Annotated in this window: 14 protein-coding genes; 3 read left to right on the top strand and 11 right to left on the bottom strand. The window is 64.2% G+C overall.

Features of this window, described 5'->3' with window-relative positions:
- Positions 1-243: 243 nt before the first annotated feature.
- Positions 244-1,839: a uracil-xanthine permease family protein gene (locus CZ322_RS04115; protein ID WP_087070331.1), complete on the bottom strand. Its 1,596-nt coding sequence runs from the start codon at positions 1,837-1,839 to the stop codon at positions 244-246.
- Positions 1,840-2,173: 334 nt separating this feature from the next.
- Between CZ322_RS04115 and CZ322_RS04110 the strand changes: the two genes are divergently transcribed.
- Complete coding sequence (locus CZ322_RS04110; protein WP_087070330.1) at positions 2,174-2,770, top strand: LytR C-terminal domain-containing protein; 597 nt, start codon at positions 2,174-2,176, stop codon at positions 2,768-2,770.
- Between the two features lie 9 nt (positions 2,771-2,779).
- Here CZ322_RS04110 and CZ322_RS04105 read toward each other — a convergent pair whose 3' ends face one another.
- The 4 genes from CZ322_RS04105 to cysS are packed head-to-tail and all read right to left on the bottom strand — an operon-like array spanning position 2,780 to position 7,411.
- A complete protein-coding gene (locus CZ322_RS04105; protein ID WP_087070329.1) occupies positions 2,780-3,328 on the bottom strand; it encodes an ASCH domain-containing protein in 549 nt (182 codons plus the stop codon).
- Complete coding sequence (locus CZ322_RS04100) at positions 3,321-4,865, bottom strand: hypothetical protein (protein WP_087070328.1); 1,545 nt, start codon at positions 4,863-4,865, stop codon at positions 3,321-3,323. Before CZ322_RS04100 ends, CZ322_RS04105 begins: the two co-directional genes overlap by 8 nt.
- Positions 4,837-5,859 carry a 23S rRNA (guanosine(2251)-2'-O)-methyltransferase RlmB gene (gene rlmB / locus CZ322_RS04095; RefSeq protein ID WP_087070327.1) on the bottom strand — a complete coding sequence of 341 codons (1,023 nt, stop codon included), beginning with the start codon at positions 5,857-5,859 and terminating at the stop codon, positions 4,837-4,839. Before rlmB ends, CZ322_RS04100 begins: the two co-directional genes overlap by 29 nt.
- Positions 5,860-5,866: 7 nt before the next feature.
- The gene (gene cysS / locus CZ322_RS04090) at positions 5,867-7,411 is read right to left on the bottom strand and encodes a cysteine--tRNA ligase (protein WP_234984456.1); all 1,545 of its coding nucleotides are present in this window, start codon (positions 7,409-7,411) and stop codon (positions 5,867-5,869) included.
- A 170-nt stretch (positions 7,412-7,581) separates the two neighbouring features.
- Here cysS and CZ322_RS04085 point away from each other — a divergent pair, with 170 nt between their 5' ends.
- Positions 7,582-8,955, top strand: a complete 1,374-nt coding sequence (locus tag CZ322_RS04085) for an MFS transporter (protein ID WP_234984455.1) — start codon at positions 7,582-7,584, stop codon at positions 8,953-8,955.
- Between the two features lie 145 nt (positions 8,956-9,100).
- Here the strand turns inward: CZ322_RS04085 and CZ322_RS04080 are convergent, their stop codons facing one another.
- The 3 genes from CZ322_RS04080 to CZ322_RS04070 form a co-directional block, all read right to left on the bottom strand.
- Positions 9,101-9,634, bottom strand: a complete 534-nt coding sequence (locus CZ322_RS04080; RefSeq protein WP_016443353.1) for a CarD family transcriptional regulator — start codon at positions 9,632-9,634, stop codon at positions 9,101-9,103.
- Between the two features lie 235 nt (positions 9,635-9,869).
- Positions 9,870-10,559 (bottom strand): response regulator transcription factor, encoded by a 690-nt coding sequence (locus tag CZ322_RS04075; protein ID WP_026429031.1) that lies wholly within the window; start codon positions 10,557-10,559, stop codon positions 9,870-9,872.
- 9 nt (positions 10,560-10,568) lie between these two features.
- A complete protein-coding gene (locus CZ322_RS04070; protein ID WP_087070325.1) occupies positions 10,569-11,804 on the bottom strand; it encodes a sensor histidine kinase in 1,236 nt (411 codons plus the stop codon).
- A gap of 181 nt (positions 11,805-11,985) precedes the next feature.
- On the opposite strand from CZ322_RS04070, the gene phoU reads away from it, so the two are divergent.
- Positions 11,986-12,711: a phosphate signaling complex protein PhoU gene (phoU, locus tag CZ322_RS04065; protein ID WP_087070324.1), complete on the top strand. Its 726-nt coding sequence runs from the start codon at positions 11,986-11,988 to the stop codon at positions 12,709-12,711.
- Between the two features lie 98 nt (positions 12,712-12,809).
- On the opposite strand, the gene CZ322_RS04060 is transcribed toward phoU, so the two are convergent.
- The 3 genes from CZ322_RS04060 to CZ322_RS04050 all read right to left on the bottom strand — a co-directional run bounded on the left by CZ322_RS04060 (position 12,810) and on the right by CZ322_RS04050 (position 16,211).
- Positions 12,810-13,679, bottom strand: a complete 870-nt coding sequence (locus CZ322_RS04060; RefSeq protein WP_087070323.1) for an anchored repeat-type ABC transporter permease subunit — start codon at positions 13,677-13,679, stop codon at positions 12,810-12,812.
- A complete protein-coding gene (locus CZ322_RS04055) occupies positions 13,676-14,401 on the bottom strand; it encodes an anchored repeat-type ABC transporter ATP-binding subunit (protein WP_234984454.1) in 726 nt (241 codons plus the stop codon). The genes CZ322_RS04060 and CZ322_RS04055 overlap by 4 nt, the downstream gene beginning before the upstream one ends.
- Before the next feature lie 40 nt (positions 14,402-14,441).
- The gene (locus CZ322_RS04050; protein ID WP_234984453.1) at positions 14,442-16,211 is read right to left on the bottom strand and encodes an anchored repeat ABC transporter, substrate-binding protein; all 1,770 of its coding nucleotides are present in this window, start codon (positions 16,209-16,211) and stop codon (positions 14,442-14,444) included.
- Positions 16,212-16,481: the final 270 nt, after the last annotated feature.

The raw sequence follows: 16,481 nt of genomic DNA, 5'->3' as shown, positions 1-16,481 counted from the left end.
GGAAGCTTCTTCGGCTTCCCGCCCCGCGTGCATCCATTTATTTTTTGAGGCCGGCGCAGTCCTCAGCAGAGTTCCGGTCAAGCCCGGCCGAGTTCCAGCCAGGTTCCGATCCAGATACCGGTCCAGTCCCGACCAGGTTCCGGTCCGGTCTCAGCCGAATCCCCGTCCAGCCCCGCTCCGAATCGCCACATCATTCGCTCGAGTCCGGGGCGCTTAGCTGCGCCGTCGTACTACAAGGTGCGGCTAATTGCTGGCGTGCGTTCCGTCCGCACCGTGCGAAGCCTCGCGCGAAGCATCCGCGCCGCTCGCGTGATCCGCACCTGCGGCACCGCCCGCGCGCTCCGGAAGCCCGGCACCGCCCGCGTGCGTCGCGCCTTCCGCAAGTTCCGCAATCCCCGCGATTTCCGCGAGCTCCGCAAGGTCCGGCGCGCTCTGCACCCGCTGGCTCGCCGGCGTGCGCGCCAGCTTCCCATCAGGCTGAACATCCCAGGACCGCTCCAGGTGACCTTCCGCAAGTTCCGCACCCGCGGGGGCCGAGGCCGGCGTCGCCGGTTCAAGAGACGTACCGCGCAGGCGCGAAACCGCGCGCATGCAGTGGTAGATGATAATGGCACCGAAGGAACCGAGCGCGATCCCCTCGAAGACCATATCCCCCACCGTCCAGGTGTAATTCGCGATCGCCACCACCATCGCCACCGCGGCGGTATTGAGGTTGACCGGGTCGGAGAAGTCCACGCGGTTCTGCACCCAGATACGCACCCCGAGCATGCCGATCATGCCGTAGAGGATCGTGGCCGCGCCGCCCAGCACTCCGGGAGGAATCGTCGCAACAACCACGCCGAACTTCGGGAACATGGACAGCACCAGGGCCGTGACCGCCGCCACGATGTAGGCCGCGGTCGAGTAGACGCGGGTCGCGGCCATCACGCCGATGTTTTCCGCGTACGTCGTGGTACCCGAGCCGCCGCCCGCGCCGGCGAAGACCGTGGACAGGCCGTCGGCGAACAGCGCCCGGCCGGTCACGCCGTCCAGATTGCGCCCGGTCATCGCGGAAACCGACTTCACATGCCCCACGTTTTCCGCGATCAGCACCAGCACCACCGGGACGAACAGCCCGAGGGTGGATACATCGAAAGCCGGGGCGTGGAAAGTGGGGATACCCACCCAGCTGGCGTCGCCAATCGCGCTGAAGTCCACTTCGCCGCGGATGCAGGCGCATACATAACCGATAATCACACCGATCAAAATGGACAGGCGCCCGATAATTCCCTTGAAGAGGACCGTGACCGCGAGCACCGCCACGATGGTCACCACCGCGGTCACCGGCGCGGCCTTGACGTTATTCCAGGCCGCGGGGGCCAGGTTGAAGCCGATGAGCGCCACAATTGTGCCGGTCACCACCGGGGGCATGAGCTTATCGATCCACCCCGCGCCGAAGACCATCACGATCAGGCCGACCAGCAGCAGGGCCGCGCCCGTCGAAATAATGCCACCCTGCGCGAGCGCCATCCCGTGCGAATCGATGGGGCCACCGCCCTGGGTGTAGCCGGTCACCGCGCCGATAGGCGCAATGAGGGCAAAAGAAGAGCCCAGGTAACTGGGCAATTTTCCGGCGGTAATAAGGATAAAAAGAAGGGTTCCGCATCCCGTGAAGAACAATGTCGTCGAAGGATCGAAACCCGTTAGTAAGGGAACGAGGAACGTTGCGCCAAACATTGCAACAACGTGCTGCATTCCAATGCCGATTGTGGCTGGCCACCCCAGCCGTTCGTCCGGTTGAACCACCTCACCCGGCGCGATGCGCACACCGTCGCCGTGAAGTTTCCATACTTGTGCCATGAATGCTCTCCTCGTTGCTCTTCGCGCGGGCTTACCCGCGCATAGAAGGAATGGGTTCGCAATCTCGCAGTGGCGCGACCGGGATACCGCGTGGCGACCGGCCCGCCCACACTCGTTTGAACCTGAATTAGTGTATGGCTTTTTACGGACGGTGCAAGTCCCGCGCGGCTCGCTTCACAGGGACGACGACGCCGCTACCGCTCAAAAACTAGGTAAACTCTACGTAAACAAGGTGACATGGGATGTGTCACACCTCCGGAGTCGGCGAACAGTGCGGGCTATCTCCCAGCGCGCGCAGCTGCTTTTTCGGGGCCGGTGAACTAGCGTTAAACCCGTGACCCAGCAGCATCTTGGGCCCCGCGAGGCCTACCGTCGTAAGATCCAGCAGCGCCAGACCGTGGTGTTCAGCATCGTGTCCGGGGCGCTCGCACTTGTTTTTGCCCTCTGCCTGCTCATCTGGCTCGGCATCATCCCCTCCCCGATCAATAAGGAATTCGCGGCCGACCCGGATCCCGATGAGGTCACCATCCCCTGCCTGAGCGGCCCCACCGCGCCGCTGGAGCTCTCGAAAATTAACGCGAATGTGTATAACTCAACGTCGTCGAGCGGCCTTGCGGCGGAGGTTGCGCATAACCTCGCGGAAATGGGCGTCACGGTAGGGACGACGGCGAACTGGCCAGCCGGTGTAGATAAATACGGTGCGATTGTGCAGGCCGGACCCGATGGCCTGGCCGCTGCCTACACCCTGGCAACCTTCATTCCTGATTCGGTGGTGGGATTCTCTAATGACACCACGGGCCAAACGGTCACGGTGATCCTGGGTGAGAAATTCGATGCACTGCGCAACCCGGAAGATGCTGCCGCTCAGCTCACCGATGGGCAGCTTACTTCCCCGGGCAATTGCGTGCCGGTAAGCGAAGCGCGGAAGTAGGCAGCTAGCTTAGTTGCCGGCCACCGCGCCGGGCCCGAGGTGATCATCGCGGTCCGAGTAGAGCACGGTGAAGCGCTCCACCACCACATCCCCGGCCGGATCGAATTCCAGCCCGGCCGCTGCCGCTTCTGCCCGGAAGAATTCCGTGTGGGCGGCGCGCCAGCTCTCCAAGCTGCAATCACCTTCGCCTTCAGCCTGCGCGATCTGCGCGCTGACCTCTGTAAAGGGCATGACCTCCACGCTATCGGTGCGGATAAGGGCACGCGGGCGTTCTTCCCCATCCAGCACAATCGCCAAATCGCCTTTTTCGGGGAGCGGCACATCTTCGGCGCGGTAGCTATCCGCCCAGCTCGACGTCGCAGTTTTCCTCCCCGCCACGATAAGTTCAGCAATCTCGGTGGCCTCTTCGGAGGTCAAACCGAAGCTAAATGCCGGGGGCCGGAAAGCGGAAATTGATTCACCACCGGTGATGACCTCAAGCGGGTTGATTTTCCCGCGCGTGACCGCGCGGGCCCAAAAAGCTTCGAGGAAGCCTTCTACCTGGGTGTTCTCACTCATGAGCGCTCTCCTCGAACGGCTCGGACGGTTCGGACGGTTCGGATGTGCGTTTCGCCGGCCCCGGGTTCAAACCTTCGGCCTCCAATGCGGCGTTGAGCCATTGGGTGGTAAGAATGCGCACCAGGGCATTAGCGCCCAGCGCCCCGCCCGCGATGGTCAGCGCGCGATACCCGCGTTTATTCCAGCGCCTCGCCCCGGCGATAACCATCGCCAAGCCCAGCCCGGCCTGCGCGGAAGAAATAATCTCCAGCAGCCGCGGATGATCCAGGTAGAGGCGCCGGTACACCTTCCACATTCCGGCCGGGGCCGAACCGTAACCGGATACCTCATAGGCCAGGGAGGCTTTCATGCGTTCCGGGAAAGCCTGCGGGGTGAAGACGGTCGCTTCCGGAATATCCGCCGGAATATCCGCGGCTTCCCGCGCCCCGCGCAGCACTTCACCCACCGCTGCCGGCAGGCCCAACACCTCAAGGAAGCGCGGCACCGCTTCGGATACCGGGGCGGTGAGCGCCTCGGTGAGATCCCCGGCATCCACCTCCGGGAAATCATCGAGAATACGCCGCACCCGCGCCCCTGCTCCCAGTTCTTCCCGGGAGAAAGCCGCGGCGGCACTATTGGCTTCCACGTGCGGAAGATCCTGGAGGGTATCCAGCCACTTCCAGTAGGTGATCCCGGAGTTCTGCCGGATGACCAAAACCGGGTTGCGCCAGCTGGGCGCCGCCCCCGCGGTGGAAAGCACAATCACGAACCCGGGCCGCCGCCCGATTTCCGCATCGCGAGCCAGGGGCACATCCGCCACCATGACATTGGCGTTCCCGTGCGCGAAAACAGCCACCGGTTTTTTGATGCGAGCCGCCAGGCCCGGCACCCGCGCGAAAGGCACATCGGAAATAGCCACCATGGGCCCGTTGTGCATGGTCGGGATTTTACCTTCATCACCGGGCAGCAGCGGGGAATCGGAAACCGGAGCGAAAGCCTGAGTTTCCTCCACTATCGGGTTCGCCGCGGCCGGTTCCGCCGCGTGAGCGGCGGCGTCGTCGTGCTGAAGGTGCGCATCCGCGTACGCGAGATCCGCCTCCGTGACATCCACTTCACCCAAATCAATATTCGGGTACACCACGTATCCATCCACCTCAATGTGGATTTTGCGCAGTTCGTGATCCATTTTTTGGGCGAAATCCACGAGGTTGAGGCCGGGCACGATGCCGGGTTCTTCCTCCCGAGCGCTCGCGCCGGTATCGGCATCCGCACCGGCCTCGGATTCTTCACCGCTTCCGGAAGGCACCGCGTTTTCCTCGCCAGCCGGCGCCGATGTGCCGCTAGGCCCATTCGATTCAGCCGCTTCCAGCACGCTCCGGATCGTGGCGACGCGGCGCCGCTTGCCGGTCACCGCGATTTCGAAACGGAAAATATCACCGTCGTGATCCCCGCGGACCACCACGCCTTCGCGCGCGAAGAATTCCTCGAGCTGGGCGGGGCTGGTCAGGCTCTGGTCGAGCCGCTGTACCTCACCGCGAACCGGCCTCCACTGATACATTGTCCCCTCCGTTCATCCGTGCCCGGATCCGATCAACCTGGTAGAGCGAAATCCCCGTGGCGACCGCGGCGTTGAGCGATTCCATGCGCGCGGCAATCGGAATCGAGGCAATCACATCGCATTTATCGCGAATGAGCCGCGCCAGCCCGCGCCCTTCCGAGCCGGTCACCAGCACCAGCGGGGTATCGGCCAGGCTGAGGTTCTCCACCGTGGTGGAGCCGCCGCCGTCCAAACCGACCACGAAATAGCCCATTTTCTTCAGCTCATCGAGCGTGGAAGCAAGGTTCGTGACCCGCGCGGTCGGCACAATGGACACCGCCCCGGCCGACACCTTCCACACCGTGGCGTTCACCCCGGCCGCGCGACGCTCCGGCACGATGACCGCGTCCGCGTTGAACGCCGCCGCGCTGCGCAACACCGCCCCCAGATTATGCGGGTCGGTCACCGAGTCGAGAGCCACGAAAAGCGGCAGCGGGCCGCCCGCTTCGTGGCGCTCCAGAGCCGCGTGCGCTTCCTCAATGGCATCCGCGTACTCGTAGGGCGGCACTTCGATGGCCACGCCCTGGTGCACGGCGTTATCCGTCATGCGGTCAAGCTCCCCGTGGGAAACTTCCACCAGCGGGGCGCCCAGCGCGGTTGCCTGCGCCACCAGCTCCGCCAGGCGCTCATCGCCCACCGCGGAAGTCTGCATAAAGACCCTGGTCAGGGGCACGCCGGCCCGTACCGCTTCGCGCACCGGGTTACGCCCGCAAATAAGTTCGTGGCCGGGCGCCGTGTGCAGATCGCGGCGCAGCTTGAAGCTGGAACGCTCGCGCGCCTCGGCTTGCGCCTTGCGGGCATCGCGCACCTGCTTTTCTTTATAGGCCTTGTGGTAGACCCGTTCCTCCGCTTTCGGGGTGGGGCCTTTGCCTTCCAGGCGCCGGCGGTTATTCCCGCCCGAGCCGACCGTAGCGCGCTTCTTGCCCTTGGGGCGCCGGGTGCGTCCGTCTCCCATATTTCTCCTACTTTTCTTCCGCGCCGGTGGCGAGCTCTGCTGTTGCGGTGGCGGGTTGCCCGGTTTCGCTAGCGGGCACGCCTGCGCCTGCCGCGGGCACTTTCGCCGCGGTGGCGGTTTTTTGCGCGTTTTCTAGGTGCCAGTGCGCGCCGTCCGCCGAATCTTCCACCGCGATGCCGGCCACGTGCAAAGCATCGCGGAGCGCATCGGCCCGGGCCCAGTCTTTCGCGGCGCGCGCGGCCGCGCGTTCCGCCAGCATAGTATCGACGACGGCGCCCAGCGCCCGCGCGGTTGCTTTATCAGCGCCACTGGAATTACGCCAGGGGGCAGCCAGGGGATCCAGGCCGAGCACATCGAGCATGGCCCGCACCCGCACCTGGGCGGCGCGCACTCCGGCGCTGTCCCGTTCCGCGAGCGCGGCGTTCCCGCGGCGCACCTCCTCATGGATCGCGGCCAGCCCACTCGAGACATTGAGGTCATCATCGAGAGCCCGCACGAATGCTTCGGGTAGATCCGCCGGACCCACCGCCGCGATTTCTTCCGCCGGTACTTCTTCAGTGGCAGCCACCGAGCGTTCCACGAATCCAGCCAGGCGCTCCCACACCGCCCCGGCTTCCGCCAGGCTTTGCGGCGAGTAATCCACGGTGGAGCGGTAATGCACCGTTCCCAGCGCGAAACGCACCACCGCCGGGGATACCTGCGCGGTAACATCCTCCAACGAGACGACATTCCCCAGCGACTTACTTATTTTTTCGCCATTAACGGTCACCCAGGCGTTATGCATCCAGTACCGCGCGAAATTCCGCCCGGCAGCGTGGGCCTGCGCCTGCTCATTTTCATGGTGCGGGAAGCGCAAATCGATCCCGCCACCGTGAATATCAAATTCCTTACCCAGGTAGTGGGTGGACATCGCGGTGCACTCCAGGTGCCAGCCCGGCCGCCCGCGCCCCCAGGGAGTATCCCAGGCCGCGCTTTCCGGTTCACCCGGCTTGGGGGCCTTCCACAGCGCGAAGTCATGCGGATTGCGCTTATCGGCTTCCCCGCCTTCCTCATCCACCACCATATTTTCGAGCTTTTGGCGGGTGAGGGAACCGTAATCGGGTAGCGATGCGACGTCGAAATACACATTGCCGGGCTTGCCCACATAGGCGTGGCCGGCGTCGATAATCTCCTGAATAAGCGTGATCATCTGCGGGATGTGCCCGGTAGCGCGCGGTTCGTACGTGGGATCCAGGATGCCGAGGGTGCGGTAGGCGGCGCTGAATTCCTTTTCGAAACGGTAGGCCCAGGCCCACCACGGGGCACCGGCTTGCGCCGATTTATCGAGGATCTTATCGTCAATATCGGTGACGTTACGCACCAGGCGCACCTCATTGCCGCAGCGGCGCAGCCACCGCACCAGCACATCGAAGGCCAGGGCGGAGCGAATATGCCCGATATGCGGGGACCCCTGCACCGTAGCGCCGCACAGGTACACACTGACCTTCCCGGGTTCCAGGGGAACGAAATCCCGGACGGCACGGGCTGACGAATCATAGATCTTGAAGCTCACGTAGTCAGTTTACCCGCTCCCTGCCGGCCAGGCAGCGCCCTTCCTCTGCTGGTGTACCGAGACGGCGCAACTGCGCCGTGACCGAAGCTGCGCCGTCGTACCTATTCCCGCACCACTCCCCCGCGAGCGCCGTTCAACGCCTCGTTACCCTCCTCGCCTACGATGAAGCCATGCACAACACTTCCGCAACGCCGGGCGCGAGCATGCCGCCGGCCACGCAACCGGCCAGCACGCCGGCCACGCCGCCCGCGCGTTCCGTTCTTTTCAACCGCCGCGTGCTCCCGTGGGCGCTGTGGGATTGGGGTTCGGCAGCTTTTAACGCCGTCGTCACGACTTTCGTTTTCACCCCGTATCTGTCCAACGAAAAATTCTTCGGGACCCAAGCCAATGCTTTGATCGGCTGGGGCCTGGCGCTGGCCGGGCTGCTCGTGGCGCTTATCGCGCCTGCGGTGGAGCAATGGGCGGACCGCTCGGGGAAGAAAAATTCCCTCCTCACCCTCACCACCTTCGTCACGATTGTGTGCATGGCGCTGCTGTTCCTGGTGGCGCCTTCGCCTTCTTACCTGTGGCTCGGGGTGGTGCTGCTGGCCGTGGGCAATATTGTTTTCGAGATCGGTTCGGTGGTCTACAACGCGATGGTCACCGATATTTCCACGCCGGCCACCCTGGGCCGCATCTCCGGTTTCGGTTGGGGCATGGGTTACGTGGGCGGTATCGTGCTGCTCCTCATCCTTTTTATTGGTTTCATCAGCCCGGATACCGGTTGGTTCGGGGTGACGAGCGCGAACGGCATGAACATCCGCGTATGCATGATCGCGTGCGCGCTGTGGACGCTCGTTTTTTCCGCCCCGCTCATGGTGCTGTCCCGCGACGAAGCCCCGCGCGGGGAACAATCCCGCGGCATCATCGCCGCCTACCGGGCGATTTTCCGCTCTATTGCGCGGCTGTGGCGCGCGGATCGCTCCACGTTCTGGTTCCTCATTTCTTCCGCGATTTACCGCGACGGCCTGGCCGGCGTCTTCGCCTTCGGCGGGGTGCTCGCGGCTCGCGTTTTCGGTTTCACGCCCGGGGAAGTCATGATTTTCGGCATCGCGGCGAACGTGATCGCGGGGGTTGCGACCATTGCGTTCGGGTGGTTGGAAGATATTATCGGTGCGCGCCGCGTTATTTTGATGTCGCTCACTTTGATGATCGCGTGCGGCTGTGTGTTGTTCTTTATGCACGACGCCGGGAAATCCCTCTTCTGGGTCTTTGGCTCCCTGCTGTGCATTTTCGTGGGGCCGGTCCAGAGTTCTTCGCGTACCTACCTGGCGCGGCGTGCCGGCCGGGAGAATAGCGGCGAGCTTTTTGGCCTCTATGCCACCACCGGCCGCGCGGTTTCTTTCCTCACTCCGGCCCTCTATTCGGCTGCGATTATGAGCTTCGGCTCGCTGGCGGGGGTAAGCGGCGACGCCGCGGCCCACTACGGCATCCTCGGGATTATCGCGGTGCTCGCGGTGGGGCTGGCCGCTTTCTACGGTTCGCTGCGCGCCGGGCGGCGCTAACTCTGGCAGCGTCGTCGAACCTTAATGCGTGAAGCGGCCCGGGAGAATTCCCGGACCGCTTCGTTCACACGGATCTCAAAACGTGCCTGTGCTTCAAAACGAGCGTGCGCCGTAAAAAACGAAAACGCCACGCGCCTGAGGCGAACTAGGCGGAAGCCGCGGCGCCTTCTTCTGAGCTACTTTCCCGGCCTTCGTTACCTTCGGCCAGGATCTCATCGAGGAGTTCACCGGCTTCTTCTTCGCTCAATTCGCGGGCGAGGGCAATTTCCGAGCAGAGGATCTGGCGGGCGCGCTGGAGCATCCGCTTCTCCCCCGCCGAAAGGTGGCGGTCGGTATCCCGGCGGGTCAGGTCACGCACCACTTCGGCTACCTTATTAACATCCCCCGAGGTGAGCTTTTCGGTATTCGCCTTGAACCGCCGGCTCCAATTGGAAGGTTCTTCCACATCCTGTTCGCGCAGGACCCGGAACACCACTTCAAGCTGATCTTCGTTGGAGACATCACGGACCCCAACTTCCTCAATGGATTCGGCCGGAACCTGAATGACCATATCGCCCTGCATGACGTTAAGCGTGAGGTAGGTGCGCTTTTCACCCCTGATAATCTTGTCTGAAATATCAGTAATTTCCGCTGCCCCGTGATGCGGGTAAATAACGGTTTCTCCGACCTTGAACGGCATTGAATCAGAACCCTTTCTCCGCTGCGCGTTCGCGCAATATGCGCATATCCGATAGACATTTTACCATTGACGGTGTAGTCTCTGATCTTTTTTGCGCTGCAAGCCACAAAGCGCTGAGGTGCGGGCCACAAGTTCGCAGGCAGGCAGGCCGCCCAAGTTTGCAGGAAGACCGACCGCACGCTCACTCCGCATGCGGGAACGCGGGCAGCCGCCCGCGCTCGCGCCCAGGCCGCGACTACTCAGAAACCAGCTTGTAGCCGAGCCCGCGCACCGTCACCAGCGCGGTGGGCGCGGAGGGATCCACTTCGATCTTCGAGCGAATCCGCTTGACGTGCACATCCAGGGTCTTGGTGTCACCCATATAGTCCAGGCCCCAGATACGGTCGAGGATCTGGGGGCGGGTGAGCACCCGGTCCGGGTTACGCAAGAAGAGTTCGAGGAGTTCGAATTCCCGCAGCGGCATGCTGATGAGTTCCCCGCCCACGTAGACTTCGTGCTTATCGGTATCCATTTCGACCCGGCCCACCCGCAGCACATCTTCGTCCACGTCGTCGGCGGCCCCGGTGCTGGCCCGGCGCAGCACCGCCCGCACCCGCGCCACCAGTTCCCGGTAGGAATACGGCTTGGTCACGTAATCATCCGCGCCGACTTCCAAGCCGACCACCTTATCGATTTCAGAATCCTTGGCGGTGAGCATAATGATGGGCACATCGGAGGTGGCCCGAATCCGGCGGCATATTTCCTCCCCGGACATCCCCGGGAGCATGAGGTCAAGAAGCACCACATCGGGGCGCGCCACCCGGAATTGTTCGAGGGCCGCGGTGCCGTCCGCGGCGGTGACCACCTCGTAACCGTCCCGGCCCAGGTTGAATGCGAGGGTATCGCGGTAGGTCGGTTCGTCATCAACAACAAGAATCGTGGTCATGGTGTTTCGTTACTTCCTCTCCGAATGCTCGAGCAGATCGGTTTCAAGACTAGGAGCCAGCGCAGAATCCCCGGCCAACGCAGCGCTACCGGCCAGCTCAGAACCAGCAGCAGAGTCAGGAATATATGGCTCGGGTAGGCAGATGGTGAAGGTGGAACCCTGGCCTACCTTGCTCCACAATTTGATCCGCCCGCCGTGGTCCTGGACCACGTGCTTGACGATAGCAAGGCCGATCCCGGAGCCCCCGGAATTGCGGTCCCGGGCGGCATCCCCGCGGTAGAACCGTTCAAAAATACGCTCGCGTTGCGCCGCCTCAATTCCTTCACCTTGGTCGACGACGGAAATAAGCACCTGCCCATCCGCCAGCGATGTTGCTATCGAGACCCGCCCGTGCGGCCGGGTGTAGCGCACCGCATTATCCAAAAGATTGCGGATCGCGGTGGCGAGCATGCGCCTATCGCCATACACCGCGAGGCCCGGCTGCCCGCCGCTCACAATTTTCACCCCGCGATTGGCGGCTTCCACATCCATCCGCGCAACCGATTCGGCCACCACCGCATCAACATCCACGAGCTCCGTGGTGGTCAGCGCATTGCCTTCTTGGAGGCGCGAAAGCTCGATAATATCCTGAACCAGGCCGCGCAGGCGCACCACTTCGGTATCCAGCTGGGCGGTGAAATGCCGCACCGCCTGCGGGTCATCCGCCGCGCTTTCCAGGGTTTCCACCAGCAAAGAAATCGCCCCCACCGGGGTTTTTAGCTCGTGGGATACATTGGCCACGAAATCCCGCCGGGTTTCCTCCAGCTTGAGCTTCTCGGTATTGTCCTCGAAAAGCACGAGCACCCGCCCGCCGGATAGCGGCGCCGCGTAGACCATCAAGCGGGTATCGCTCTGGTTTTTCAGCGTGGAGCGCTTAATGGAAAGCGGGCGGGAGAGTACTTCCCCGGTATCGCGCACCCGCGCCACCAGCTGGATGAATTCCGGGCGCACCAGGCGATCATCACGTACCAGCCCAAAACTATAGGCCTGGGTGGAAGCGCGTTCCACCACATCAAGCGCGGACACCAGCACAAAGAACTGCGGAATCGCCTCGAGGACTTTCACGGCATCCTCCACCGGCTCCACCGTGGTGGTCACCCGCAGCGGGCGCAGGGAACGCTGCGAATAGGCGAAAGCCAGGGAGGCGATAATGCCCACGGCGATGCCTCCGCACACCGCAGCAAGAACAGCGATTCCTTCTACCATGGTTCCAGACTAGCCTGTCCGAGCGGAGCCTGGCACGCCCCACAGCCCCGAAACCCCGCTATTTACCTACTGTTTACGCAATATGCCGCTAGTGTTAACCCCGTACTGCTGAAATGAAACCTGTGGTGCGCCGCCGTGCGCTACGAACGCGCCCGCGGGCGCACAGACATGAGGAGCTTTAATGCGTCAAGAATTCCGCAACGAAATGAAGACGCTCGAGGAAACGCTTGCCAAGCAGGCTCGCAGCGCCGCTCGGGCGATGGAACACGCCGCAGATTCGCTGCGGAACGCCAACCTGGCCCTGGCGGAATCGGTTATCGATGCCGATGCGAATATTGATGAGCTGCAGCGTCAGATTGAGGATATGGCTATTTCGCTGCTGGCGCGCCAGGCGCCGGTCGCCTCGGATTTGCGGACCGTGGTGACCGCCATGCGCATCGCCATCACCCTGGAGCGCATGGGCGATCTGGCCCGCCACGTTGCCTATATCGCGCGCGGGCGTTTCCCCGAGCGCGTGGTGGGTGGCCCCGGCTACGACCTGCTGGTACGCATGGCTGATGAGGCAGTGCGGGTGGGCCGCCAGGTGGAAGAGCTGGTGCGCAAGCAGGACCTCGCCATCGCCGATGAAATCGATGAACGCGATGAGGTTCTTGACGATCTGCACCGCCAGTCCTTCCAGCTGGTGCTCGATGAAGATAACGGCATGAGCCACCAGGAAATCGTGGACGTGGTGCTGCTGGGTCGCTTCCTGGAACGCTACGGGGATCACGGGGTGACCGTGGCGCGCCGCATGCACTTCCTGGTCACCGGCCTGCGCGTGGATGTGGAATCCACCCCCGGCACCGAAGAAGAAATGCTCGGTGGCGACTTCCCCGAAGGTTTCTCCGCCGGGGATATGGAAGACTAATCGCCGCCTCGCCGCACCGGCCAGCTTCGCGAGCCAGCTCAGCTCACTAGCCAGCTAGGCTCCCGCGGCCGGCCGCGGCGCCGTCGTTCGGGCCTGTACTACACGCGGTCGCTGACGCGTGCGGTACGGGCCCGCACTAGTTTCCCGCGCACCGGAACACTCAACCACACGAGGGCGAAGAGCGCCGTCGTGACAAGAACAATGGCCGCACCCGCCGGAATATCCGCCGCCCAGGACAGCCACACCCCCACGAAAGCACTCGCGCACCCGAGGAGCGGGGCGAGGAGCATCATCGTGCCCACGCGGTCGGTGAGGAGGCGCGCGGTGGCGGCCGGGGTGACGAGCAGGGCCAGCACCAAAATATTGCCGATGGATTGCACGGAAATCACCACCGCGAGCGCCACGGTGAGGTAGAGGCACACGTCCACGAGCAGCACGCGGGTGCCGGTGGCGCGCGCGAAATCGCGGTCCACGCTCACGGAGAGCAGCGCCGGGTGGAGCACGGCCAGGAAAAGTAGCACGGCCGCGGCCACCACCGCGGAGGTGAGCACGTCGGAACTATCCACGCCGGTGAGCGACCCGAAGAGGAAGGATTCGAGGGAACCGGTGTAGCCGGGGATGCGCGCGATCAGCGCCACGCCGAAGGCGAAAGCCGCGGCCATAAAGATGCCGATAATGGAGTCTTCGCGCAGGTTGCGGTTTTGCGAGGCGAGCGCGATAAGAAGGGCGACGACGCCGCCCGCGACCGCTCCGCCCACCAGAATGGACCCCTGGAGCGCAAATGCGATAACGATGCCGGGGAAAACGGCGTGGGCGAGGGCATCCCCCAGGAAGGACATGCCGCGCAGCACCACGTGTACGCCCACCGCCCCGCACACCACCGCGGAGAGCATGGCGACCAGCAACGCGCGCGGGAGGAAGCCGAGTACCGGATTGGACAGGTCGGCCAGGAAATCAAAGAAACTCATGCTTTCACCATTCCGAGGACGCGCAGCAGCGGCGAGGAAGCCCGCACCTGGAAAGTTTCCATCCACAGGTCGGCGCGGAGGATATCGGCGGGCGGACCGGCCGCGATAATTGTGCGGTTGAGGAGGGCCACGCGGGTGGAAATATCGACGGCCTGGGTGAGGTCGTGGGTGGACATAATGATTCCGGCCCCGCCGGCGCGCAGCGAGAGGAAAAGATCGGCCAGGGAATCCTGGGTGGGGTGGTCGAGCCCGGTGAAGGGTTCGTCCAGGAGGAGGATGGCCGGGTCGCGCACGAGGGCGCGCGCGATGAGGATGCGCTGTTGCTGCCCGCCGGATAGCTGCCCGATGGGACGACGGCGCATCTCGAATAAATCGACCCTATCGAGCGCCGCATAGACTTTTTCCCACGCGCTACGCCCGAGGCGCGCCCGGGCGAGCAACCCGCGGCGTTCCAGCCCGGTGGCCACCAGTTCCTCCACGCTCATGGGGTAGCCCCATTGGGTGGCGCGGGACTGTGGCACGTAGCCGATGGCGCGGTGCGGGCGGCCGGGCCGGACCCGCTCCCCGCGCACCTCGACCGTGCCGGCTGCCGGGGTGAGCAGACCCATAATGCTGCGCATGAGGGTGGTTTTCCCGGCACCATTCGGGCCGATGAGGCCAACGAGCTCGCCGGCTTCCACCTCGAGATTGACATCGCGCAGCACCCGCACTCCCCCGAGCACAACCGCGAGGTCACGAACCNGTGCGCGGTAGAGAATCGAGTCATGAGTTGTCCTTCGTGGGTTCGGTAGCGGGAAGCTGAGCGGCGGGCGGCGCGGCTTGCGAATCAGATTGCGGCGCAGCGCCCGGGTCCGCGTGCGTATCGGGCGCGGTAGGCAGGGGCAGCCGCGGGACCTGGTAGTCGGGAGGCCAGGCCGGCAGCGCGCCCGGATCGAGGCAGCTTTTCAAGGCGCGGCCATTGGCGATCATCATGGCTTCGTAGGTGGTGGCGGCGCCGTCGAAAGAATCAGAATAGAGCTGGCAGACCGCCACACCCGCCGCGCCCGCCACGGCCCGCAACTCCCCCGCGTGCGAGGCCGTGGTCGGCTCCCCGAATACCGCGGGAACGCGCAGGTCCAGGAGCGTATGGGTGAGATTGGCGAGCTGGCGCGCGGAAGGCTCCAGCGCCGGATTCGGGGTGACGAAACCGACCGTGTCCAGGCCGTAGGCACGCGCCAAATAGCCGAAGCCGTCATGCGCGGTTACGAGCTTGCGTTGCCGCGCCGGAATAGAGGCGACGACGCCGCGCAGCCACTCATCCACGCCTCGCAATCTGGCAATATACGCCTGCGCATTGGCCGCGTAGGTGGGCGCTCCCTGCGGATCAAGGGCACTGAGCTCGGCCGCGATGGTTTCCACATAGGCGATGGCGTTCGAGGCATCCAGCCACAGGTGCGGATCCACATCGCCGTGCACGTGTTCGCCGAGCACCGCCTGGGCCAGCACCCAGCTGGTATCCCCGGCCCGCCCTAGGAAACGCCAGGCGGGATCGCCGGGAATCTGGGTGGCCACGGTATGGGGCACCGCCACAACCGCGCTATCCGGGGAAACTTCGGTGGTGCGGGCCGATTCGATTTCCCCGCGCAGGGTAATGGCGCCGCTATCGGCCATGGTGATATCCACGTGGCCGGCATCGATCACCCGGGTCCGCCCGGTGCTGGCCGGGTCTACCCCAACGGCAAAGACCACCGTGCCCTCCCCGAGGCTGCGGCTCTCCCCGTTCTCCTGCACTTCGGCGCGCATGCGCAATTCGTAGATGCCGGGGGCGGAAAAAGCCCAAGACATATGGGTGTGGGCCTGGGCGGGAAGATCCACATGGCCGAGATCCTCGCGCGAGGAATCAATATAGACCTTGGGTCGCCCGAACGTTCCGGTGGTGAAAGCGGCGAGGGTGCCCGGGCCGGTGACCGAGACCGCGCGCAGCGAAACACTGGGAGCCGAAGTGGTGGGGGCGGAAGGGGCGGCGTCGTCGTTCCCCTCCCGTGATTGTGCCGCAACGGGTGCGCCGGCACGGAAACCGAGCCACACGGTACTGAGGGCTGCGTCTTCAACGAGTGCGATGTGGCGTGCGCCGTACGCGACGGCCGCCTCACCCAAACCGACGTTTTTTACGCCGGGGCGCCTGGTAGCATCCATGGTGGCGAGCAGCGCTTGGTCCTCCAGCAGCAATTGGTTGGAGAAGACGATGTCCGCCCGGGCCAGTTCCCGCAAGGACCGTAGTGACGGTTCAAAAGAATGCGGGTCTGCCCCGGGCGGCACGAGGGAAGTCACCTCACCCCGCTCGCCCAGAACATTCTGGGCGAGGTCCGCGAGTATCGGAGTGGAGGCGACAACCCGTGGCGCATCGGAATTCCGATCGCCAGTTTCGGCGCGGGTCCTCACTCCCGCGGCCGAAACACTACCCGTCAGCGCTTCCTGGCTCCCACCGGAAGGGATACCGGCAGGGCAGACCATCGCGAAGATGGACGCGATGGCGGGTAGCAGCTTCATCATGCTCGGACACACACCTCCGGATACGTGAATCCAGGCCGCCGGGCGGCGGCGCTGCGCTCGGCTTTCAGGCCGGGCGCTTCCCAGGCAGCGGCCGAGCCGCTCACAAGCCGTAACGATAACCGTTATCATTACCAGCTCAATGGTAGGGGGTGGGGCGGGGATGGACAAGTCCCGGCCGCGCTGCCGTGACTGAGTTAACAGCAACAGGGCCCCGGTCTGACCGGAGCCCTGCTACCTAGCTTGCCTAGCTCAGCGCTAGCAGCTGCAAAT

Origin of the sequence: Actinotignum timonense, from assembly GCF_900155575.1 — a bacterium.
Classification (GTDB): Bacteria; Actinomycetota; Actinomycetes; order Actinomycetales; family Actinomycetaceae; genus Actinotignum; species Actinotignum timonense.
The sequence above is the reverse complement of the archived record's forward strand: the minus strand, read 5'-3'. Positions and strand labels throughout refer to the sequence as shown.

Bases quoted from the DNA above. Each gene is read 5' to 3' on its own strand.
- CZ322_RS04115 (WP_087070331.1), bottom strand. From the start codon at position 1,839: ATGGCACAAGTATGGAAACTTCACGGCGACGGTGTGCGCATCGCGCCG.
- CZ322_RS04105 (WP_087070329.1), bottom strand. From the start codon at position 3,328: ATGAGTGAGAACACCCAGGTAGAAGGCTTCCTCGAAGCTTTTTGGGCC.
- CZ322_RS04100 (WP_087070328.1), bottom strand. From the start codon at position 4,865: ATGTATCAGTGGAGGCCGGTTCGCGGTGAGGTACAGCGGCTCGACCAG.
- rlmB (WP_087070327.1), bottom strand. From the start codon at position 5,859: ATGGGAGACGGACGCACCCGGCGCCCCAAGGGCAAGAAGCGCGCTACG.
- CZ322_RS04085 (WP_234984455.1), top strand. From the start codon at position 7,582: ATGCACAACACTTCCGCAACGCCGGGCGCGAGCATGCCGCCGGCCACG.
- CZ322_RS04080 (WP_016443353.1), bottom strand. From the start codon at position 9,634: ATGCCGTTCAAGGTCGGAGAAACCGTTATTTACCCGCATCACGGGGCA.
- CZ322_RS04075 (WP_026429031.1), bottom strand. From the start codon at position 10,559: ATGACCACGATTCTTGTTGTTGATGACGAACCGACCTACCGCGATACC.
- CZ322_RS04070 (WP_087070325.1), bottom strand. From the start codon at position 11,804: ATGGTAGAAGGAATCGCTGTTCTTGCTGCGGTGTGCGGAGGCATCGCC.
- phoU (WP_087070324.1), top strand. From the start codon at position 11,986: ATGCGTCAAGAATTCCGCAACGAAATGAAGACGCTCGAGGAAACGCTT.
- CZ322_RS04060 (WP_087070323.1), bottom strand. From the start codon at position 13,679: ATGAGTTTCTTTGATTTCCTGGCCGACCTGTCCAATCCGGTACTCGGC.
- CZ322_RS04050 (WP_234984453.1), bottom strand. From the start codon at position 16,211: ATGATGAAGCTGCTACCCGCCATCGCGTCCATCTTCGCGATGGTCTGC.